The following is a 20,622-nucleotide window of genomic DNA, read 5'->3' on the forward strand; positions in this document are numbered from 1 at the left end:
AGCCCCACCGAGGGGATCTCCAGCACCGCCGTCGAGCCGGCCGCAGAACCTGTCCGGACCGATCTCACAGCCGTACCGCCGGGCTCGGTGACGCGGCACTGTCCGTCGTATCCTGACCACACACGGGAAGGAGCCGTCCATGAGCGTCGATGGGATCGTGCACACCGAGTTCCCCAAGGGATACACGGTCCTGTTCGGAGCTGACGGAAAGGTGATCATGACTCCGCAGAGCTTCGAGCACTCCAGCACGATCAAGTCGATGCAGTACGACACGATCGTGTCCCTCGGACGCCACGCGAAGACCACCTCCGACGTCTACATCGACTTCCCCGCCGACGAGAACTCCGCCCCCGATCTGGCGATCCTTCGCGAGGATGCCCGCCGGGAGGGCAAGCGCTACAGCTTCGAGGACGTCCTGCTGATCTCCGAGGTCGTCTCGACCTCCTCCGCCCGCAAGGACTACGACGACTGCACCGCGAAGTACGGCCGCTACGGCATCCCCATCTACCTGGTCGTAGACCCCTACGCCCAGGAAGTCGTCCTCCACACCCAGCCGAACGCCACCGGTTACATCGCGGCACACACCCACAAGTACGGCACGGGCAAGCTCCCCATCCCCCTGGCTGACGGCCGCACCTTCACCCTCGACCTCGACGAACTCCCGCGTCCGGAGCACGAGGCGGACGCCCGCTGACGAAGGACTCCCGGCGTCGTACGTCCTCGGCCGCACGCTACCGTCGGGGTCGTGGCCGAGGGATGGGACGAGGGGGCGAGACAGGGGGCGAGGCCGTCGCACCGTTCGGCAGTTCGGCCCGGACCACTGCGGCGGCCGACAGCACGTAGACGCGCTTGACCGACGGACGGCCCGGACTCGTTCGGCAGCAGGCAGCAGGCAGCAGGCAGCAGGCAGCAGGCAGCAGGCAGCAGGCAGCAGGCAGCAGGCAGCAGGCAGCAGGGACAGCGCGGGGCGCGAACCGCGAACCGCGGGCCTTCGGCCGCCGGAGGCGTGCGGGCGCGCGGAAGCATCTGTTCCGCGCGCGTGCGCTACGGGCGGGGGAGTCGAGCCCCCGCGCTCGCACGTTCGGGTGACCATTGATCATCTCTTGTTCACGGCACTCTGGCGGGCCCTATCCAGGACGTATGCATGAACTCCGCACCACAGCCAGCCAACCGCCGTTGTCCCGGCGGCGTTTCACGACCGCCGCCGGCACGGCCGCCGGCGTCACCGTCCTCGGACTGGGCACCGCCGACCCGGCGACCGCGGCACCGGCCGCCCCTGCCGCTCCCGCCGTCCCGGGGCAGGCCCCCTGCCCGTCCCGCTCCACCGCCGACTGGGACACCTGTCTTGCCGTCGCCCGCGCGCTGCTGGTCGTCGACGCCCACGACAGGCCCCTCGTACCGACGTACGAGAAGATCCTCGGTTCCGGGCTGCCCCGCGCCCGGACCAAGGCCGCCAAGAAGGTCCTGGTCGTGGGCGCTGGTCCGGCCGGCCTCGTCGCCGCCTGGCTGCTCAAGCGCGCCGGACACCACGTGACGCTGCTGGAGGCCAACGGCAACCGGGTCGGCGGACGTATCAAGACCTTCCGCACCGGTGGCCACGAGCACGCCGTGCAGCCGTTCGCGGATCCGCGGCAGTACGCGGAGGCCGGCGCCATGCGTATCCCCGGCAGCCACCCGCTGGTAATGCACCTGATCGAGCAACTCGGTGTCAAGAAGCGCCCGTTCCACCTCGTCGACGTCGACGGATCCGGCAAACCCGTCAACCACGCATGGCTGCACGTCAACGGCATCCGCGTACGCCGCTCCGACTACTCCAGATCCCCCCGCCGCGTCAACCAGTCCTTCGGAGTACCCCGCAAGTACTGGGACACGCCCTCCTCCAAGATCCTCGGCGATGCCCTCGACCCCGCACGCGACGAGTTCAGCACGGTCGGGCCGGACGGCAAGCGCGTCGACAAACCCATGCCGGAGCGGGTACAGGGCTGGGCACGGGTCGTCCAACGCTACGGCGACTGGTCCATGTACCGGTTCCTGACCGAACAGGCCGGCTTCGACAAGCGCACCATCGACCTGGTCGGCACCCTGGAGAACCTGACCTCGCGGCTGCCGCTGTCCTTCATCCACAGCTTCATCAGCCAGTCCCTGATCAGCCCGGACACCGCCTTCTGGGAGCTGGTCGGCGGCACGGCGACACTCCCGGACGCGCTGCTGCGGCAGGTGTCCGACGTGCTGCGCCGCGACCGGCGCGCCACGCACATCGAGTACTGGGACGCCGACCGACAGCACGAGCCCGGTGCCGACGACACCTCGCACGTGCGCCGGGATGGCACGCACGTGTGGATCGACACCGTGTCGGAGGGCCGCGACGGCAAGGTGGTGCGCGAGCAGTTCACCGGTGACCTGGCGATCGTCACCGTGCCCTTCTCCGGGCTACGACAGGTGCAGATCAGCCCGCTGATGGCATACGGCAAGCGCCGTGCCGTCGCCGAGCTGCACTACGACAGCGCGACCAAGGTGCTGCTGGAGTTCAGCCGCCGCTGGTGGGAGTTCACCGAGACCGACTGGAAACGCGAACTCGACGCCGTACGGACTGGGTTGTACGACGACTACCTGCGTGGCAAGGCGCCCGCCGACGGCAGCCTGCTCGGGGCGCACCCCTCGGTGCCGCGCGGCCACATCAGCCCGGCACAACGCGCGCACTACGCCGCCAACCGCTGGGTCGGCCGCGACCAGCCCGAGGCTGCTCACATCATCGGCGGCGGGTCGGTCTCCGACAACTCCAACCGCTTCATGATCAACCCGTCGCACCCCGTCCCTGGCAGCAAGGGAGGCGTCGTCCTGGCCTCCTACTGCTGGGCTGACGACGCCTCCCGCTGGGACTCCTTCGACGACGAGGCCCGTTACCCGTACGCCCTGCGCGGCCTGCAACAGGTCTACGGACAGCGGGTGGAGGTTTTCTACACCGGTGCAGGCCGCACCCAGAGCTGGCTGCGCGATCCGTACGCGTACGGTGAGGCGTCCGTTCTGCTCCCCGGCCAGCACACCGAACTCCTCGGGCACATCCGCGCCCCCGAGGGGCCGCTGCGCTTCGCCGGGGACCACACCTCGGTCAAGCCGTCGTGGATCGAGGGTGCCGTCGAGTCCGGCGTACGGGCGGCACTGGAGGTGCACCTGGCCTAGAAGGCTCACGAAGATCTTGCTGAGGGGGCTGCCCGGCTGTGGGCCGGACGGCTCCCCCAGACGTCGTCTCACTCGGCGCCCGCGGCGAGTTGGACTGGCCCCGCTGCGCGATCGACTCGGTGAACATGCGGGCTCTGAAAGCTTGATCACCGAGCCGTGGCCGGGCCCAGTTGTCAGGGACGGTGGGTTGGGCGGCCCGCGCAGTACGGCGAAGACTGGATTGTTTTTTTGGAGCCCAACGACGCGAGGCGCCGCAGGCGGCTGGTGGCCTCGTGGAGAACGTCGTCCCTCTTGCAGAACGCGAACCGCACGAACGGTGCCCCGGCCTCACGGTCGTCGTAGAAGACCGCGTTGGGAATGGCCACCACGCCCGCGCGCTCCGGGAGGGCGCGGCAGAAGGCGAAGCCGTCGCTCTCGCCAAGGGGGCGGATGTCGGTGGTGATGAAGTAAGTGCCGGCCGGCTGGAAGACCTTGAACCCCGCCTCCGTGAGCCCGGCCGCCAGCACGTCCCGCTTGGCCAGCATGTCCGCGCGGAACGCCTCGAAGTACGTGTCCGGCAGCGCCAGCGCCTCGGCCACGGCGTACTGGAACGGCCCCGACGCCACGTACGTCAGGAACTGCTTGGCCGACCGTACGGCGGTGACGAGGCCCGGCGTGCCCGTCACCCAGCCGACTCCTCGTTCGTACACTCATTCACATGTTGCGCAACAAGCCCACCAGGGGCAACACCAGCACCGCCATCCCCGGTGAGCCGGCGGCGATCTACTGCCGCATTTCCCAGGCGGACGATGACGACCAGACCGGCGTCGACCGCCAGGAGCGCATCTGCCGCGAGATCGCCGACCGGCGCGGCTTCGTCATCGACCCCGCCCACGTCTTCGTGGACAACAGCCGCTCGGCCTGGAGCCGCAAGCGGAAGCGACCCGGCTGGGACCGCCTGCTGGAAAACGCCCGGAATCGCGGCTTCCGCCACATCATCGCCTACCACCCCGACCGGCTCATGAGGCAGCCCCGGGACCTGGAGGAACTGCTCCAGGTCTCTGACGACCACGCCATCACGCTCCACGGCGAGGCGAACCGGCGGGACCTCTCCGACCCCGACGACCGCTTCATCCTCCGCATCGAGGTCGCGCACGCCTGCCGCTCCTCGGACGACACCTCGCGGCGGTTGAAGTCCGCCATGCAGGACCGGGCACGGGAGGGCAAGCCGCAGGGAGGTGTCAGGCGGTTCGGCTACACCAAGGACGGGATGACGATCGTCGAGGAGGAGGCCGAGATCGTCCGGGAGGTCTTCGACCGCTATCTCAAGGGCGAGGGTGCGGCGCCCATCGCGAAGAACCTGCATAGCCGGGGCATCCGCACAGCTGGTGGCAAGGCGTGGACCAGTGGCACTGTCCGTGCGCTGCTCGACTCCCGGCACGTCGCGGGAATCCGCATGCATCAGGGTGTGGAAGCCGGCCCCGGAACCTGGCCCGCGATCATAGACGCAGGCGTGTGGGCGGAAGTGCGGACGCGGCGCGAGTACCGGTCGGCGGTGCATCGGGAGGCGCTCAGCCAGCCGCCGCAGCGCTACTACCTGCTGCGCGGCCTGGTCATGTGCGGGCGGTGCGGGACGTTGATGTCCGGAACCGCCAAGGGCAACGGACCGGTCTACCAGTGCAACCGCCGGGGCAGGAACGACGAGAAGAAGTGCACCCGGTCGATCATGGCCCTGACGCTGGAGGACTTCGTCGTCGACGCCGCGATCGAGCTACTCGGCAAGCTGCGTGTCGACGGCCGACTCGCCAGCAGCAACCTCTCCGAGAGCGTGACCGAGGAGCTGGAGGACGACCAGCGGCAGCTCGGCGAGCTGAACCAGATGTGGACCGCGAAGGAGATCTCCACGGCGGAGTACCGCAAGATGCGCAAGGAGATCACCGACCGCATCGCCAAGGCGCAGCGCAAGGTCGTTGTCAGGCCGATGGTGCTCCTTGACGGTCTTACGGGCGCGGGCGCGCGGGCGGCGTGGGACGCCGAGGACATGACGGACGAGCGACGCAATGCCGTGCTGCGGTTTCTCTTCTCCGGGGTGGTCATAGACGAGCCGAAGAAGTTCGGCCGGTACATGGACTGGGACCGGATCGGCATCGAGCAGAACCCGCTGTAGCAAGGCCGGCGGCCCGCTCGTGTGGGGCAGGTGTGTGGGTTGTACGTCGTCCTCAGGCCCGATGGGGCCGCCTCGGCGCCAGGTCCGCCCGCTTCGCGGTTCTGTCCAAATACGAGCGAGGGAACCGCAGTTGGCGCCCGGGACCGCGATTGGCTCAGAGTGCCAGTCTTGCGCGCGGCGAGAGATCGTAACCGACGATCGCCGGTTAGGGAAACCGGCGATCCTCCGGACTATTGACGTCACCCGCCACCCGTCCGCTCGCTCTGCGTCGCGGCAGGTGGCCTGCCGACCGATATGCCCTGAGGACGTCCATGCCCCAACGACAGCCAGAGCTCACCGCGATCCAGCCTGACCTCGATATCGCATCCGAGCGCGACTGTGACCACCGTCAGAAGCCGGATGAGGCCAGGGAGGCCGCTCTCCGACGAGTGTGCGACGGGTTCACCGCGACGATCAGCCCGCGGAGTGCCGCCCGGCTCGCGGACCTGCTCTCTACCGCGAGTTATGTCCAAGCGGCATGACCATGCTGGCTTCGGCAACCGGGGATTCGCCGCCAATTTCCGCTTCCTTCGTGTCGCTTTCCCTGCCCTACGGACGAAGAGCGGCGAAATGTGGCGTGGCGTTTTCGACTTTCGAATTCACGGCGGGGGAGGGCTCATCGCATCGCCATATTCTGACCGTGCTCGCTCCGGCCTGGCATGCAATCTAGTTCGGCTCGCCGTCGAGCCAGTACTGCCCCCTGGCGATGGACTGCGAGTTACCCGGTTTATGTCGCGGTCTCGTCAACCGGAGATTCGTATCTACCGTTCCGGGAAAAGCGGCGCAGGACGCGTTCGCCGTTAGCTGTTTGATTTCTCGGCGTAATGCTGGACTTGTGCCGGACGGGTGTGGCTGTCTTGGTCGTGCGCCCGGACGCTGACCTCGGAGCCACGAATACCCGACACGCCATAGCAGGGGCCAAGGCGCCCCCCGCATACGCCTGCGCGCAACCGCCCTGGCCGACACAAATGCGCCGGGAACCCCACACCGCGCCCCCTCCTGAGAACTGCCCGCAGAGAGCCCGCGCGCACCCCTCAGCCTCGACATAGGAGCCGCCTCCAGATGAGCCTTGACGCCCGCGAATGGGTGTGGGACCACAGCCGCAGCAAGGGCACCGCCCGCATGGTCCTCGCCCTGATCGCCGACCGGTGCCCCGACCGGCGCTGCAACGCGTACGCGTCCGTGCCCACTCTCATGAAACGCGCCAACGCCTCCCGTACCGCCGTGCGTGACGCCCTCGCCAAGCTGATCAAGGACGGGGAGCTGGAGCAACTCGCCGACCGCAAGGGACCACGCGGAGAGACGTACTACCACCTCCCGTCCGCGGCCCGGTTCTTGGCCGAACAGGCCCCCGAGAGGGACCAGGATCCGGCCTTCCAGGGGGACCGGAATCCGACCCTCGGGGTGCCGGAATCCGACCCTGCCGACTCCTCGGAGGGGGGACCGGAATCCGATCCTGGGGAACGGAATCCGGCCCCCGCGGGGTGCGGATTCCGGCCCGGAGGGGGTGTGGATTCCGACCCCCAGAACGGTAGTGAACCGAAGGTGAACGGTAAGAGCAGCAGCTCTGTCCCGCTCATCCCCGCCGCCGAGTGGAGGATCGACGACGGTGCCCGGGCCTGGCTGCGGCACCACGGCCACCTCGACCGGCTCGGCGAGCACGCGCTGCACGCCGCCGACGAGAAATGGCGCTCGTACCGGGCGATGTCGCCGCCGCGTCCCGCCACCGCGTGGGCTGCCGACTGGCGAGCGTGGATCGCCCGGGAGCACACCCCCGCCCCTGGCCGCCCGAATCTTTACGCCCTGCCCGGCGGCACCTCCGCACCGCAGGTCGGCATGACCCGTGCCGAGGCGCACATGGCCGCCCTGCTCGCCGCCCTCGACGAACCGACCGGAACGGAGTGACCACCTTGGAACGAAACGAAGTCGCCGCCGTCCTGGCATGCATCGGCCGTCTCGACCCCCGTACCATCCGCCCCGGCACGGGCGAGGCCCGTGACCAGATCGCCCAGTGGCACGAGCTGCTCCACGACGTGCCCTTCGCCACCGCTCACGGCTGGGACGTCCGCGAGGCGATACGGGGCCACGTCCTCGCGTCCCCGTACGCGATCCTGCCCGTGGACATTGCCCGCAAGTGGCACGCCTACCGACGCGACCGGCTCAGCCGCCACACCGACCCCACACCGGTCGCCGACCCGGACGACTGGTCAGCCTGGCGGACCGAACTGGTCGCCAACCGACAAGCGGTCGCCACCGGCACCGCTGAGCCATCGACGCACCGGCAGATCACCAGCGGCAGCCCGCACCCCGACGTCGAAGCCCGCCTCGCCGCCATCGGGTCGTGCATCCCGCCGACCGTCCGCACCGAACTCGCCCGTTACCGGCCGGCTCGCGCCGCCCGCGAGGCCGCCGTCGCCGCCGGACAGCCCGACGCCCTAAGCGTCCCGTGCCGGTGGTGCCATGCCGACGAGGGTGAGCCTTGCCGCAGCCGGCGCCTGGGGCTCGACGGCCATGCCCGCGGCAACGCACCCCGCGCTACCCCGCACCCCACTCGCGTGGACCTTGCTGCGGAGCTAGGCCAGCAGGGAGCCGCGTGAACCGTGGCCCTCGTGTCGGCGCCGGCACCTGACCAGCGGCTCCTTCGCCGTACCCCAATCCCACCTTCACTGCCCGTCGGCAGCGCCACCGCCATGCCCAGACGGCTTCCTTGGAGACCTCTCTCATGCCCGCCTACTGCCCTGATATCCCCTGTCCTGCTACTCGGAGGCGCCCGCTGATGCCCACGTTCCCTCATGCAGATGCCGACCTCATGTTGGTCACCGCGTTGACGACTTTCGAGGTCGGGATGGTGGTGATGCTGTGCTGGTACAGCCCACGCCAGTCGTCCGAGCGACGCCGACGCAGCTCAATGCCGGTGGCCGTGTCGTATGTCGCGGCCGTGGCGTGCACCGTGTTCAGCGCGGTCACCAGCTGGCGGTTCGCCGACCACCACCTCGGGATGCACAACACGATCGAGCGCACCGCATTCTTCGCCACCGGCGAGCTCGCAATGGTCGCCTCCGCACTGGTCGCCCGCCAGAACCTGCACGGACCACGACGGGAGGCCGGCGTGGCCGGCGTCCTGGTCTGGATGCTCGCGGCCGTGCTGAGCATTCCTGCCTACGCCGAATACGGTCCCGTCGGCGGCACCGTGGGCGCCTGCTACGGCCCGGTGATGGCAGCGGCCTTGTGGCGCCAAGCCCTGGGACTCGACCAGCCTCGCCGCGGCCCTGACTCCGCTGGACGCGGCATGCGCGCACTGCTGCTGGCTCGCCTCGGCATCGTCGAGCACAGCCCGACGGCGAGCCAGGAGCCCACCACCGCAGACCCACAGACTGGCGCCCATCCGTCTGCGTGAGCCACCCACGCGAGAGCCCAGACCGTGCATGCGAGGTGACGAGCACACGCGCAGCCCCTCACTGGGTTGGGAACTGACTGCCGAGCCCGCCGTCGCGACCAGCCCAAGCTCGCTGCTCTCACTTCGTACTCCCCACCCTGGAGATATCTGACTTGCCCTCCCCGACCCCGATACCTCCGGTCGCCATCCCCAGCGCCGACAGCCACCGCTCCCGCCTCGCCCGGCTCCGGGCTCGCTTCGGCCGCCACGCAGTCGTACGCGCCGGCGGCCACCGCGCGAACGGCGGTGCACGCTTCACTCTCGTCGTCGGCCTGATGGCCGTCGTCCTCATGGCCTTCCGGGTCTCGTGGAATGCCCTGTCCGACGTTGCCCGAGCCATCGGCGCCGACCCCACCGCCGCCTTCTTCTACCCGATCGTGGTCGACGGGCTGATGGCCCTCGCGCTGATTGCCACACTCGTGCTGCCCGATGCCGACCGGAAGTTCGCGCTGCGGGTCCTGGCGACCTACACGATCGCCAGCCTCCTGCTGAACTACGTGCACGGCCTCACCCCGGCCCTACACACCATGCCGACACGGTGGGGCCGATTGACCGACTGGGACCCCGCGAACTGGGTCCTCGTGCTGCTGGCGACTTCGCTCCCGGTCGGGTCGATCTACTTCGGGTCGGACCTCGTGGCGAAGGTGCTGCACCACAACCCCGAGTCGGCTCACTCTTGCCAGTCGGTTAGTGAGCAAGCCGACAGGCAGGACGCACGGTCGAGGTCTGACCGGGCCGACACGGCCCCCGGGTCGTCGACCGAGTCGGCCCCAGTGAAGGTCGCCGAGATGCCTGCGGCGAGGCCGATCGAGGTCGAGGAGTCGGCTTCCGCTCTCCGACCGCCCCGGTCGGCCGCCGCGGTGCACTCGACCGGAGCCACCCGACGCCGGGCGACCGGTCGGGTCCCCGCCGCGGCCAAGTCGACCGCCGACCGCACCCGCACCGACGCCGAAATCCTCGCCGAAGCCCGGCACCTGACCGCCGGCTGGAGCGACGACTGGCTGACCGCCGAGCGTCTGCGCAGCGCACTGCGGATCGGCCAGAAACGTGCCCGCGCCCTGCGCGACCAGCTGCAGGCCGAGCGCACGGGTCAGGCCGAGCCCGACGCGTACGAAGGCTTCGAGGACGAGCCTCTCGACGTGCTAGGCGAAGCCGCCTCCCAGCCGCTGAGGGAACTCGACGCACGCCCTGTCGGCACCGGCTGACCCCCGCAGCGCACCGACTCTTCCCCCTTCGGCTCGCCCCGTGCCCTGCGCCGACAAGTGCACGGGCCCGGGGCCGCGCACGGCTGAGCACCTGGCACCAACACCCCACGGAGACCGCCCCATGCACGACTCGCACCACGAACTCTCCACCCCTCAGCAGGAGATGATCACCGGCGTCAACAGCGCAGCAAGTTGGAGGTTCGGACACTCCCCCGTAGGGGGAGCGCCCGAACCCGAACCCGCCCCGGGGGTGGCGGGGCCCGTCCGGCGCCAGGGGGCGCCGGACGGGGAGGCTGCGACCGAGGGCGGATCGCAGCCGGGAAAGGCCGGCCGTGCACGCCGGACCACGATCAAGGGGAAGGCGCGTCCGCGCGCGAAGAAGCAGCGTCCTGCCCAGAGCGTCCGCCTCAGCGATCACGAGCACGCCATCATCCAGGCCGGCGCCGATACCGTCGGCATGAGCGTGGCCGGCTTCCTCGCCCACTCCGCTCTTGCCGCCGCCCGCGACCAGTCCCGCACCGCCGCCACCATCGCCACCGAACGCGATGTGCTCACCGAGCTGTTTGCCATGCGCCGTCAGCTCGGCTGGGCCGGCAGCAACCTCAACCAGGTGGCCAAGGCGCTCAACTCCGGTGGCGATGTGCCCTACCTCAAGGAAGTGCTCGCCGACATCCACCGCGCGGCCAACGCCACGAGGAAGGCCGTCGACCGTACGGCCAACCGCGAGGAGGGTGAGGCGGCTTGATCCCCAGCATCCACCGGCAGGGCAGCAGCACCCTCGGCCTGCTCCACTACCTCTACGGCAAGGGCACGCACGAGGAGCACGTCGACCCTCACCTGGTCGCCTCCTTCGACCACATGGCCCCCGACCCGGGCCGCGACCCCTCGGCGACGAAGAAGGACCTCGCTCGCCTCCTCGACCAGCCCCTCCATCTGCTCGACGCAGACCAGCGACCCGATAAGCACGTGTGGCACTGCTCGGTGCGCGCCGCCCCCGACGACCCGGTCCTGACCGACGAACAGTGGGCCGACATCGCCCGCCGCATCGTCGCGGCCACCGGCATCGACCCCGGCGACGGCGCCGGCTGCCGCTGGGCCGCCGTCCGCCACGCCGACGACCACATCCACATCATCGCCACCCTCGTCCGCGAAGACGGCCGCCGTCCCGACCACCACCGCTCCGGTAAACGCGCCCAGGCCGAAGCCCGCCTCATCGAAGCCGACTACGATCTCCACCGCGTTGCCCCCGGCGACGGCACTGCGGCGAAGCGCACCACCAGCGCCGAGCGGCACAAGGCCGATCGCCTGGGCTGGGACCGCGCCGCGCGCGAGGAACTGCGCGAGACCGTGCGTAGTGCGGTGGCCGGCGCCGCCTCCACGGACGAGTTCCTCGGACGACTCAAGGACGCCGGGCTTCTCGTGCGTACCAGGGTCCTGCCCTCCGGGGACGTGAAGGGCTACAAGGTCGCCTTGCCGGGTGATCGCAACGGGGACAAGGAGCCGATCTACTACGCCGGCTCCACCCTCGCGCCCGACCTGTCCCTGCCCCGCATCGAGGAACGCTTCACCAGCGACTCCGCCCCACCGGGGACCGCCGATAGCAAGCAGCAGGAACGCTCTACCGCGTCCTCGGCACCCGCGACAGCACGGCGCACGACCGCCCACGCTGCCTGGGCGGCAGTGCTCGTCCTCGACCACAGCAGCGACGACGGCGCAGCTGCCGCCCAGATCGCCGCCGTCGGCGAGGTCCTTGATGCCCTCGCCAAGACTTCGGCTCTCCACACCCGCAACGAACTGCGGAAGGCGGCCTGGGAGTTCGAGCGGGCCTCCCGCTCCCATACCCGCGCCGAGTTCCGCCACGCGCAGGACCTGCGCCGGGCAGCCCGCGACCTGGTCAACAGCGGGCCCGCGTTCGGCCGGGGCGAGGACGGGGCCGGCACCGCGCTGGTCCTGGACACGCTGATCTTCCTCGCCGTCGCTGCCGCCCACTGGCACGCTCAGCGAGAGCACGCCCAGCAGGCCGAGGCCGCCCGCCGAGCCGCAGCACACCTCCGGGCCGCCTACCAGCAGGCAGCCGCCGAACCCCTCATGGTGCTGCGCGAGCGTGGCCGCCATATCGCCCCGTCCCTGCGCCACCACCACGCCACCACCGTGCGCACCGCGCTACTCGACCTCGCCGATACTGTCCTGGCCGAACCCGGCTGGGACGCCTTGGCCGCCACCCTCGCCGACGCCGCGCAAGCAGGCCACAACCCTCAGCTTCTCCTCGCTGAGGCTGCCGCTCGCAGGGAACTGGGCACCGCCGACTCCATCAGCGACGTCCTGGTCTGGCGCCTGCGCCGCATGGCCGGCCTTCCCGCCTACGCCCCGGCTCCGGAACCCACCCGAGCCAGCCGCCTCACTGGCCGCCAGGCCATGGCACGGCACCTCGCAACGCCTCCGGCATCACGCGCACCGCGCCGATGATCCTGGCGAAGGTCCGTAGCCGACCGCGCCGCTGATGCCACCGGCTGCGCGATGACGACGGGCCCGACCGGTTCTCCCGGTCGGGCCCGTCACGCATTTGTGCCAACAGCCAGAAACAGACCCCGTTCAGAGGTGCTCGGCCTCGTTCAGTCGTACGCACTCAACGATCAACTCCGCCCACCCGGACCGGGGATGAACGCTGCCGGACTTACGGTGCACCCCATGGCGGAGGTCGAGTACGAAAGCAGCGGCGTTCCCCTGGAGGACTACCAGCTCACCCGACGGGACCACCGAAACCAGAAGCAAAGCGAAGCCTCCAGCAAGCGGAGCGAGGAGCGGGCCAAAGAGGCACAGGCAAGGGAGCAAGCCGACCCCGAGATCACCAAGCGCAAGCACGAGGCTTTCAGACGGGCATGGGAGTTGATGCAGAAGTTCAAGACACCGGAGCACGAGATCATGCGGTGGCGGGTGCGGCTCTACTGCGGGCACATCGCTGAAACCCGCCGGCACCGGGAGGTCGCCACACCCACGACACACGGTCCGTACTCGATGCAGTGCCTCGAATGCGGGAAGGACCCCTCGGTGATCGTGGCCTACGAGCCAATCGGCCTTGCTGCGAAGCCACCCCCACCTCCTCCCGAGGCAGCTCCTCCACCCCCGTCGCCGAAGAGGCCCACCCGCGCTCAACTCGAACGACGCGTAGCCGCCTTGGAAGAGGAGAACCGACGCCTTCGGTCTGCAGGGGCCACGGACGATCAAGTTTTCTGACCCCGGGACCTGAACGCTCCACCATGGCGTCAAGCCCCCCACCCGCGCTCAAAAAGCGCTATCGGCCTTGTCGACGGCCTTCGCCAGGTGGGCATCGACCAGGGCTGCGCTGCCAGAGACCACGACGACCACCGTGCCGGTACGGACGGCCGTCTGCTTGACCACGCTGATGTGTCCGCCGGCGATGAAGGTGAGTAGCTCGCTCCACCTCTCCTCGCCCAGCTTCGGAGCGGGCAGCTTCTGCGTTCTGACCGTGACGGGGGTAGCGCCGACGAGAACCTGGTACGTGGGGCAGGAGGTCATCGCCTCGAAGATCCGGCTCATGCCCTTCGAGAGGTTGTCTTCGGTACCGCTGTACAGCTCCTCGGCCACCTCGGAGTCGCTGCCGTCCAAGTAGGTGAAGGACGCCTTCGCCTTGCGGGGGAAGTCCAGACTGCCGCCGACCGCAGCGGCTCCGCCAAGCTTGTCCAGGGCCGGGCAGCCGGACACCGTGACGTCATCGTGCCGCTCGGGCTGCTGCGGCTTGCGGGCGTAGCCCTCACCGAGGTCGCTCTCGTCCAGGAGGCGCTTACTCAGAGCGGACGAGGACAGCAGCGCGGGCGCCAGGGCGTTCTCGCCCTCCTGGCGCGCGGGCGCGGAGGCGGAAAAGGCCCGGGCGTCGGTAGGCGTGCCGGAGGTGGAGCAGCCCGCCAAGTCCACGACGGTGAGAGCGCTCAAACTAAGGACGATCGTGCTGTGAAGGCGCATACGAACCCCAAAATTGACGCAACGGGTGGTCTGACCAGGCTGGCTCTCCGAGCGCCAGCGATACGTGGGAGTGGTTTGGGGTTTCGGGGCTCAGTGGCCGAGGTGGCGCAGCCCGTCCTCAAGGGTGGGATGCCAGCGGTCGACCGGACCGGAGTTGCGGTTGAACCAGGCGGCGTCCAGACAGGGCTCCTGCACCTGGTGGCCGGCCCGGCAGCGCAGCCACACCGAATCGTCGCGCATGCAGAAGACGATCCAGTCCCGGTACGTGCCACACGTCGGGCACGCGTGGACCTCGCCGTCGATGACGAGCGGCTGCATCCAGCGCATCATCACGCCCTCGACATCGTGCCGGGACGGCGCCCGCACCTCTGCTGGCGGGAAATCCGGCACGACCGCTTCCGCGCCCACCCCGGCCGGCGCCTCGGTCTGGGTGATGTCGAACGGCCACGGCTCCTGCGCATGCATCTGCAGTAGCGCGAGAGACTCACGCTGGGCCTCACGGAACTCACGGTCGGCGCGAGCACGTCGTCGGAACACGAAGCCTCCATCTCTGTCATCTGACGGGCACAGGGGAAACGTGCGACTCAGGGGGATCCGCGACGAGCAGCACAACTGCTGCCTCCGGGAGCGGATCGTCAGCTGCGACGGACGACGCTGAGCCGACCCTCGGCGCTCTTGGGCAGCGTGCGGCGCGGCACCGGAGCCGTTGAGGCGAGCGACGCGGCGAACGCGGCGACCAGGTCGTGGGGGACGCTGGCGCTGAAACTGGCACACCACAGGTACGGGGCGCCGAGAACGGGTTCCGCCCACGCCTGCCACCCCATCAGGTCAGGACTCGGGTCGGCGTCCTGGACGAGCGGTGGCATCATCTCCAAGGAGACGTTGCAGGAGAACCCTGGGTCCGTGGCGGTGGTGCGGGGACGATCCACGTCGCGGAGCCAGCCCCGGGCACTGAGCGCGTTGAGGACCGTCTCAGGCTCCGCGAAGCCGTTGTCCGGCGTTGCATGGGAGTCGATCGCCAGGAGAAGTTCGGCGAGTGCCTCGCACGGGACGCCGGTGGTGAAGTACGCGTTCCACCCCGTCATCACGGAGGTGGCATGCGGGCGGGCGCTCAGCTGCCAGGCAACAGGCAGTCCGCCGAGCTCGAACGGGTGGGCCGCGAGGATCCACTCGGCGCCACGCACCCCGTCTGGGCTGACGTACAGCAGGGTATGGCGGGCAGTGGGCCACATGCGCCAGCCGAGGCCGGCCAGGGTGTCACCGATCCGCTCGGCGAGAGCGCTGTCGTCACCGGCCAGGTGGCGGGGAGTGACCCAGTAGACCGGGTCCGGTGAGTCGGGACGGGAGGGATTGGGGTGGTGCGGGTGCAGGGGCGCCTCCGTAGGCTCGGGGATGGGTTGACCAGCAGGGTGTTGTACGTTGACATGCCTTGCACCCAGCGCACCAGTCGTTCCGGGATCTTTCCTGTCTGCCCCCGGCGAACTGCCTAAAGATGCTGGTATTCGTGACCGCGAGCGGGCTGGAATCTGGCCGAGCATTCGCTGCCCTCACTTGGCACCCGGTGGAGGCGGGTAGCGCGAAGAATCGGGTCGAGAGAGATGCCGCGGCGCTGGCACTCTGGGGCGATGTTGTTCAAGCTCACCGGGTCCAGCTGCTCGGGCAAGACGACGCTCGCTTACGCCGCGGTCGGCAGGCTCCGGCAGATCGTCGTGCACGACTTCGATGAACTCGGTGTGCCGGAGAGCGCCGACCTGCGCTGGCGCCATCGCATGACCGAGATGTGGGTGCGACGCGCGCTGGAGTACCAGGATCGCGGCATTGACCCTCTGCTCACCGGACAGTCTCCCCTGGGCGAAGTCCGCGCCGTACCGTCCGCGCCACTACTGGACGGCATCGCCGTGTGCCTCGTCGATGTCGCCGACGAGGTCCGGCGTGCTCGCCTCGCCGAGCGCGACCCGGGTCGGTGGGACGCTCCGGCGGTCGATGCCTTCCTCGGTTGGGCCGCATGGCACCGGAAGCACGCTCTCGACCCCCGTCACCGCCCCGACGTCATCATCAACAACGGCTCACCCGAGATGGCCTGGCACCGCTGGACCGGTTGGCACACCGGTGATCCCAGATGGCGCACTCAACGGCTCGACACCACGGACCAGCCAGTCGCGAAATCCGTAGAACAGGTCGAGCGGTGGATCACCGAGCAGCGCAACGTGTATCAGGCCGGCCGACTCGCTATAACCCACGGCTGGGCTTCATGATCCGTTCGAGCCGCCCGCCGTATCACCGGCAATCCCGCTCGGGCCGACGCCGATCGGGGATGCCCGTCCGTCCCTTCTCATGACCATCGATCTACGCGCCTGCAGGTCGCACCGAGAGCAAACAGAACGGCGCCGACTCACGCAGGTGAGTCGGCGCCGCACGTGATCTCAGACGTCGATACGGGCGACCTTGCGGCCCACCTTGAGGTAAAGCTCGGCACCTTCAAGTGCCCCTGCCTCGCTCACAACTTCGCCGAGCGTCTGCTGGACGGAAGCCTCCGTGAGCGACGTGGCCTGCTGGTCTCCGTCTGACTCGCGGATCAGGCGGAGGCCCTTCTGCTGAGCCACGCGGCGCACAGCGGAGATGCTGGGAGCGAAGTCCAGCGTGCGGCTGACCAGGGCTCCGATCGTGTCGTCGGCGTGGTCCTTCAGGGAGACGACCGGGAGGTTCTGGGTGTCCCCGAAGGACCGCTTGGAGAAGCGCGCCGTGAACTCTGCGCGGGCCGCGGCAGCCGCGTCCAGGCCGTGAAGGGCAGCCACCACCTCGCCGGCGAGGATGCGCTTGACCGCCATCGGGTGCGCGGTCCCCTCCTCCAGGCGCTTGGTGATCACGCGGATCTCGTCGTCCGTCCACTCGGTGAGCAGCTGGAGGTACGGCTCGGTGAGGTGGTCGGGGATGGACATCAGCCGGCCGTAGACGTCATCGGCCGACGCCGTCAGGCCCACGTAGTTGCCCTTGCTCTTGCTCATCTTGGTGCCCGTGCCGTCGGTGCCCTCGATGAGCGGGGTGGTGATGACAACCTCGGGGTCCTGCTCCGAGATCTCCATGACCTTGCGGCACATCTGGAGGTTCAACAGCTGGTCCACACCGCCGAGTTCGACATCGGCATCGATGGCCACGGAGTCCCATGCCATGACGACGGAGTAGACGAACTCGGCGACAGACAGTCCATGGCCATCGGCTAGCCGGGTGCGGAAGTCCTCGCGCTGGAGCGACATGGAGACCGGCACCCGGGCGAGGACCCCGACGAGCTCCGGCAGGGTGACCTTGTTCAGCCACTCGCCGTTGAAGCGCAGATCGGCACGCTCGAAGTCGATGAACGGCGTGACCTGCTGCTGGTAGCCGCTCAGGTTGCGGGCGATGTCCTCGTCGGTGAGGGGCGGTCGGTCCGAGGACCGTCCCGACGGGTCGCCGATCTTGGCTGTGACGTCGCCGATGATGAAGACGACGTGGTGGCCCATCCGCTGGAACCGGCTGGCGATGATGATCGGCACCGCGTGTCCGAGATGAACATCGGGCGAGGTCGGGTCGATGCCGTACTTCACAACGAACGACCGTCCCGCCGCCTGCGCGGCCTCGATCTTCTCGGCGAGCACCGCGGCCGAGGGGATCAGGTGATTTGCGCGCCCCTCGACCAGGGCGGCCTGCTCCTGGGGGGAGAGGTCGGAGAGGTCGAGGGAGCGCCTTGCTGTTGTCTCGCCGAGCAGCTGCGCGACCGTATAGTCCGCGCCCAGGTCCGCTCCATCGAGGATGTGCATGACACGGGTGACGGACTCACTCAAACGGCTCATGGCGCCTATACGCTCCTGGGTCGGACAACTGGCCTGACCAGTATGGGATTGGAAGCGGCGATTTTATCATCGCCACCCTCCACGCATCACCGGAATGATCATGAATGAGTCTGCTCTTCCGGAGCCGTCGTCAGCCGCACCAGGGGCCTTCCCGTGATCGTGCTGGAGAGGGAGCGGAGCCACGGCGTTATGGAGGCACGTGCACGAAGCGTGCCGATGAGCATCCCCGGAATCAGCAGGATCGCCGACAAACGCTCCTTTCGCTGCATGGCGGATTCCACCCTGTGACCAAAAGCGAGTGTCCGGAAATGCCAGGAGGTTCTTCTGAGCTGGCGGGTGGTCGCCCATCCGGGAGGACTGGCATAGAGGGCGCGGAGGCGGTCAGAGAGTGCGAGGCACACGTCAGCCCGGTAGTCCTGGGACACGCCGGGAGTACTGCGGTCGGTCATGCTGCGGGGGTGGACCCGGTAGAAGGTCAACGGCTCCTGGAGGACAACGCCCCGGCCCGCTTGTCGCAAGGCGTGGAAGAAGATTTCGTTGCTCGCCGGCAGGAGGGTGAGAGCGGCATCTCGGTGAACCAGCAGAGTGCTCGTGTTTCCGCCAGGATGCGGTTCCTCCAGCATGCGCTTCCCGTCGGAGTCGACCACGTTTTCCCAGTGCTCGATGAACAGCGTTTCACCCGCCATCGCCTCGGCGCACGTGCGCAGCTTCGACGGGTGGAACCAGTCGTCAGCGTCGAGCGGAGCCACCCAGTCGCCGGTGCTGAGGAGAAAGGCGTCGGTCAGGGTTTGGCCGAAACCCTGCTGGTTTCTCCGAATGATCTTGACGTCGCCTTTGTATCGCAGACAGACTTCTTCGGTTTCGTCGCTAGATCCGTCATCGATGACGATGACCTCGTGAAGGACGAAGTTTCCGGGCTCCTGTTCCAGACAGCTCTTAATGGCACGGTCGAGATACCGGCCGTAGTTGTGGCACAGGATCACGCACGAAATACGCGGTCGAACGCTCACCGGTCACCTCCGTACACGCGGGCGTATCGGTGCAGGATCGTCCGGTGTTCCTGAGCCCTGTAGTCGAGGAACTCACGGTTCAACCGACGGGTCCTGGAGCCGAGCCGCACTGCCGCCTTCTCCAGCGCGGACAGGAACTTCTCCCCGAAGAGGTTCGGGTGCCCCTGCGACCAGTCGAACCATTCGGGTTCTTCGACGAGCCCCTTGTGCCGTTCGTACTGCTCGGGCAGGTGCCCCGTGCGGGAGCAGACGGGAAGCAGGTTCAGGTCGAAGGCCAGCTCCAGCTGCCCGGAGTGGCTTCCCCAGAGGTAGGGGAGCAGCAGGGCGTCCGAGGCCAGGCCGGCGCGGACCACTTCCTCGTCTGTGGGGTACGGGCGCATGGTCAGGCGGATACGGGGGTCGCGGCGGGCCGTCTCCAAGAGCAGCGGAGCGCGGCCCCCGCCGGCGAAGTCGGCGGGGCTGAACGCGCGCAGAAGGAGATGGAGAGTGCTGTGGGGGTCCATGAGCCCCAGGCTCCAGTTGGTCAGGGTGGACAGTTGGTCTCGGCTGGCCCGTGACGCGCCGAACATCAGGTACCTGCCGGTCGAGTTGCTCGACTCGCGCTCCAGGTCGGCCAGGGGCTCCGGGGCCGCGACGTAGCCGTGGGGAATGATCGCTGCCCGCGGACGCTGGCCGAGAACCTCGGCCAGCGTCGCGACGGAGCCCTCGGTCAAGCAGACCCAGCTGACCTCGGCGGCTTGGAGCATGCGGAGCCGCGCGGTGAAGTCCTCAGCGGCGCCCACCATGGGACGCGTGTCGTGGGCCGTGAAGACCACGGTGACTCCGTGGTTCAGGCACTCGTCGAGCAGACGTTCCAGGGTGGCGGTGTCCTCGAAGTCGATGTGGTGCAGGTGGAGGACGTCGAGCCAGGTGAGAGGGCCGTGTTCGAGGAGCCAGGTGGCGTCGACCGCCGCCGGCACCGTGTCGCCGTTGGGGATCTCGGTCCCGTTCAGGATGCGGAAATCGCGGCTCTGCAGCTTCCACGCGTACGGGGTGCGCGCCGGCAGGTGGACGACGCGTAGCCCCTCGGTCCTGGCAACCGCTGTCACCGATGCTCCCCTTCCGCCGTTCCCGCACCGACGAGAAGCAGCTGGGTGGAGAGGCCGTTAGAGGCGTCGTCACTTCGGGTGAGCCCTGCGTAGTGGATCTCGAACCCCGACGCCTTCAGCAGTGCCTGGAACTCGTCGCTCGCCCATTCCCGGACGTGGCTGGGGTTGCGGGGCGGACCGGGAGTGTCGTAACCGCTGCGACATTCGCGCGCCGGGGTTGACAGTATGGCGGCTGCGCTTCCCTCCAGGAGGAGTCCACGGATCAGGCGCAGGGCCGGCATCGGATCCACCAGATGCTCGATCACGTCGGAGCAGACGACGATAGACCGGCGCACGAGGGCGGGGTCGATGGGCAGCCGCTCGGTCGATTCGAGGTCGACCTCGATCCACTCCCCGAAGGGGTGGTTGTCCCGGCACCACACCAGGTTGTCCCCGAAGTCCACGCCGATGTAGGACCAGGCCGGGTACTCACCGGCCAGCGAGGCCAGTTTGCCCGCCCGTCCGCAGCCGATGTCGATCACGACGTCACGGCCGAGTTCTTCGGCCCGGGCGGCGGCGTAGGGGTAGACGTCGGGCTGCCACGTAACAGTGTCGTTCGTCTCGTCGAGGAAATACTCCACCTGGTCCCGGCTGCGGTAACCGCTCCTGATGAAGTAGGTCTCGCTGCCGCCGAGGGGCTGGCGGGAGGTCGCGGTGTTCGTGTGCACGAG

General features: G+C 68.8%; 18 protein-coding genes and 1 pseudogene. 11 read left to right on the forward strand and 8 right to left on the reverse strand.

Features of this window, described 5'->3' with window-relative positions:
* Positions 1-139: 139 nt before the first annotated feature.
* Positions 140-694: a Uma2 family endonuclease gene (locus tag ACFZDJ_RS09530; protein ID WP_390933031.1), complete on the forward strand. Its 555-nt coding sequence runs from the start codon at positions 140-142 to the stop codon at positions 692-694.
* A 446-nt stretch (positions 695-1,140) separates the two neighbouring features.
* Complete coding sequence (locus ACFZDJ_RS09535; RefSeq protein ID WP_391057396.1) at positions 1,141-3,180, forward strand: FAD-dependent oxidoreductase; 2,040 nt, start codon at positions 1,141-1,143, stop codon at positions 3,178-3,180.
* Between the two features lie 245 nt (positions 3,181-3,425).
* Here ACFZDJ_RS09535 and ACFZDJ_RS09540 read toward each other — a convergent pair.
* Positions 3,426-3,854, reverse strand: a pseudogene (locus ACFZDJ_RS09540) (aminotransferase class I/II-fold pyridoxal phosphate-dependent enzyme); the annotation flags it as partial.
* A gap of 23 nt (positions 3,855-3,877) precedes the next feature.
* On the opposite strand from ACFZDJ_RS09540, the gene ACFZDJ_RS09545 reads away from it, so the two are divergent.
* The 8 genes from ACFZDJ_RS09545 to ACFZDJ_RS09580 all read left to right on the forward strand — a co-directional run bounded on the left by ACFZDJ_RS09545 (position 3,878) and on the right by ACFZDJ_RS09580 (position 13,240).
* On the forward strand, positions 3,878-5,326 hold the full coding sequence (locus ACFZDJ_RS09545; RefSeq protein ID WP_391057398.1) for a recombinase family protein: 1,449 nt from the start codon (positions 3,878-3,880) through the stop codon (positions 5,324-5,326).
* A gap of 1,101 nt (positions 5,327-6,427) precedes the next feature.
* The gene (locus tag ACFZDJ_RS09550; RefSeq protein WP_391057401.1) at positions 6,428-7,270 is read left to right on the forward strand and encodes a helix-turn-helix domain-containing protein; all 843 of its coding nucleotides are present in this window, start codon (positions 6,428-6,430) and stop codon (positions 7,268-7,270) included.
* Between the two features lie 5 nt (positions 7,271-7,275).
* Positions 7,276-7,962 (forward strand): hypothetical protein, encoded by a 687-nt coding sequence (locus tag ACFZDJ_RS09555; RefSeq protein WP_391057405.1) that lies wholly within the window; start codon positions 7,276-7,278, stop codon positions 7,960-7,962.
* A gap of 179 nt (positions 7,963-8,141) precedes the next feature.
* Positions 8,142-8,762, forward strand: coding sequence for a hypothetical protein (locus tag ACFZDJ_RS09560; RefSeq protein WP_391057408.1), 621 nt, complete (start codon positions 8,142-8,144; stop codon positions 8,760-8,762).
* 314 nt (positions 8,763-9,076) lie between these two features.
* Positions 9,077-10,006 (forward strand): DUF2637 domain-containing protein, encoded by a 930-nt coding sequence (locus tag ACFZDJ_RS09565; protein WP_391057858.1) that lies wholly within the window; start codon positions 9,077-9,079, stop codon positions 10,004-10,006.
* A gap of 121 nt (positions 10,007-10,127) precedes the next feature.
* Complete coding sequence (locus ACFZDJ_RS09570) at positions 10,128-10,751, forward strand: plasmid mobilization protein (RefSeq protein WP_391057411.1); 624 nt, start codon at positions 10,128-10,130, stop codon at positions 10,749-10,751.
* Positions 10,748-12,472, forward strand: coding sequence for a relaxase/mobilization nuclease domain-containing protein (locus tag ACFZDJ_RS09575; RefSeq protein ID WP_391057414.1), 1,725 nt, complete (start codon positions 10,748-10,750; stop codon positions 12,470-12,472). Before ACFZDJ_RS09570 ends, ACFZDJ_RS09575 begins: the two co-directional genes overlap by 4 nt.
* A gap of 222 nt (positions 12,473-12,694) precedes the next feature.
* Complete coding sequence (locus ACFZDJ_RS09580) at positions 12,695-13,240, forward strand: hypothetical protein (RefSeq protein ID WP_391057416.1); 546 nt, start codon at positions 12,695-12,697, stop codon at positions 13,238-13,240.
* Positions 13,241-13,288: 48 nt separating this feature from the next.
* Here ACFZDJ_RS09580 and ACFZDJ_RS09585 read toward each other — a convergent pair whose 3' ends face one another.
* The 3 genes from ACFZDJ_RS09585 to ACFZDJ_RS09595 all read right to left on the reverse strand — a co-directional run bounded on the left by ACFZDJ_RS09585 (position 13,289) and on the right by ACFZDJ_RS09595 (position 15,219).
* Positions 13,289-13,987 (reverse strand): hypothetical protein, encoded by a 699-nt coding sequence (locus ACFZDJ_RS09585; protein ID WP_391057418.1) that lies wholly within the window; start codon positions 13,985-13,987, stop codon positions 13,289-13,291.
* Between the two features lie 90 nt (positions 13,988-14,077).
* Positions 14,078-14,524, reverse strand: coding sequence for a hypothetical protein (locus tag ACFZDJ_RS09590; protein ID WP_391057420.1), 447 nt, complete (start codon positions 14,522-14,524; stop codon positions 14,078-14,080).
* Positions 14,525-14,622: 98 nt separating this feature from the next.
* Entirely contained in the window at positions 14,623-15,219 is a 597-nt protein-coding gene (locus ACFZDJ_RS09595) for a DUF317 domain-containing protein (protein WP_391057423.1), read from the reverse strand.
* Positions 15,220-15,612: 393 nt separating this feature from the next.
* On the opposite strand from ACFZDJ_RS09595, the gene ACFZDJ_RS09600 reads away from it, so the two are divergent.
* Positions 15,613-16,242: a hypothetical protein gene (locus ACFZDJ_RS09600; protein WP_391057426.1), complete on the forward strand. Its 630-nt coding sequence runs from the start codon at positions 15,613-15,615 to the stop codon at positions 16,240-16,242.
* A gap of 168 nt (positions 16,243-16,410) precedes the next feature.
* Here the strand turns inward: ACFZDJ_RS09600 and tyrS are convergent, their stop codons facing one another.
* The 4 genes from tyrS to ACFZDJ_RS09620 all read right to left on the reverse strand — a co-directional run bounded on the left by tyrS (position 16,411) and on the right by ACFZDJ_RS09620 (position 20,619).
* Complete coding sequence (gene tyrS / locus ACFZDJ_RS09605; protein ID WP_391057429.1) at positions 16,411-17,814, reverse strand: tyrosine--tRNA ligase; 1,404 nt, start codon at positions 17,812-17,814, stop codon at positions 16,411-16,413.
* Between the two features lie 98 nt (positions 17,815-17,912).
* The gene (locus ACFZDJ_RS09610) at positions 17,913-18,824 is read right to left on the reverse strand and encodes a glycosyltransferase (protein ID WP_391057432.1); all 912 of its coding nucleotides are present in this window, start codon (positions 18,822-18,824) and stop codon (positions 17,913-17,915) included.
* Positions 18,821-19,912, reverse strand: a complete 1,092-nt coding sequence (locus ACFZDJ_RS09615; RefSeq protein ID WP_391057435.1) for a hypothetical protein — start codon at positions 19,910-19,912, stop codon at positions 18,821-18,823. Before ACFZDJ_RS09615 ends, ACFZDJ_RS09610 begins: the two co-directional genes overlap by 4 nt.
* Positions 19,909-20,619, reverse strand: a complete 711-nt coding sequence (locus tag ACFZDJ_RS09620; RefSeq protein ID WP_391057438.1) for a methyltransferase domain-containing protein — start codon at positions 20,617-20,619, stop codon at positions 19,909-19,911. Before ACFZDJ_RS09620 ends, ACFZDJ_RS09615 begins: the two co-directional genes overlap by 4 nt.
* Positions 20,620-20,622: the final 3 nt, after the last annotated feature.

The sequence above is a fragment of the Streptomyces sp. NPDC007896 genome, assembly GCF_042959425.1.
GTDB lineage: Bacteria > Actinomycetota > Actinomycetes > Streptomycetales > Streptomycetaceae > Streptomyces.

Excerpts from the sequence above, each read along its gene's own strand:
- ACFZDJ_RS09550 (WP_391057401.1), top strand. The coding sequence starts at position 6,428 with ATGAGCCTTGACGCCCGCGAATGGGTGTGGGACCACAGCCGCAGCAAG.
- ACFZDJ_RS09570 (WP_391057411.1), top strand. The coding sequence starts at position 10,128 with ATGCACGACTCGCACCACGAACTCTCCACCCCTCAGCAGGAGATGATC.
- ACFZDJ_RS09595 (WP_391057423.1), bottom strand. The coding sequence starts at position 15,219 with ATGTGGCCCACTGCCCGCCATACCCTGCTGTACGTCAGCCCAGACGGG.
- ACFZDJ_RS09535 (WP_391057396.1), top strand. The coding sequence starts at position 1,141 with ATGCATGAACTCCGCACCACAGCCAGCCAACCGCCGTTGTCCCGGCGG.
- ACFZDJ_RS09560 (WP_391057408.1), top strand. The coding sequence starts at position 8,142 with ATGCCCACGTTCCCTCATGCAGATGCCGACCTCATGTTGGTCACCGCG.
- ACFZDJ_RS09580 (WP_391057416.1), top strand. The coding sequence starts at position 12,695 with ATGGCGGAGGTCGAGTACGAAAGCAGCGGCGTTCCCCTGGAGGACTAC.
- ACFZDJ_RS09585 (WP_391057418.1), bottom strand. The coding sequence starts at position 13,987 with ATGCGCCTTCACAGCACGATCGTCCTTAGTTTGAGCGCTCTCACCGTC.
- ACFZDJ_RS09545 (WP_391057398.1), top strand. The coding sequence starts at position 3,878 with ATGTTGCGCAACAAGCCCACCAGGGGCAACACCAGCACCGCCATCCCC.
- ACFZDJ_RS09600 (WP_391057426.1), top strand. The coding sequence starts at position 15,613 with ATGTTGTTCAAGCTCACCGGGTCCAGCTGCTCGGGCAAGACGACGCTC.
- ACFZDJ_RS09565 (WP_391057858.1), top strand. The coding sequence starts at position 9,077 with ATGGCCGTCGTCCTCATGGCCTTCCGGGTCTCGTGGAATGCCCTGTCC.
- ACFZDJ_RS09530 (WP_390933031.1), top strand. The coding sequence starts at position 140 with ATGAGCGTCGATGGGATCGTGCACACCGAGTTCCCCAAGGGATACACG.
- tyrS (WP_391057429.1), bottom strand. The coding sequence starts at position 17,814 with ATGAGCCGTTTGAGTGAGTCCGTCACCCGTGTCATGCACATCCTCGAT.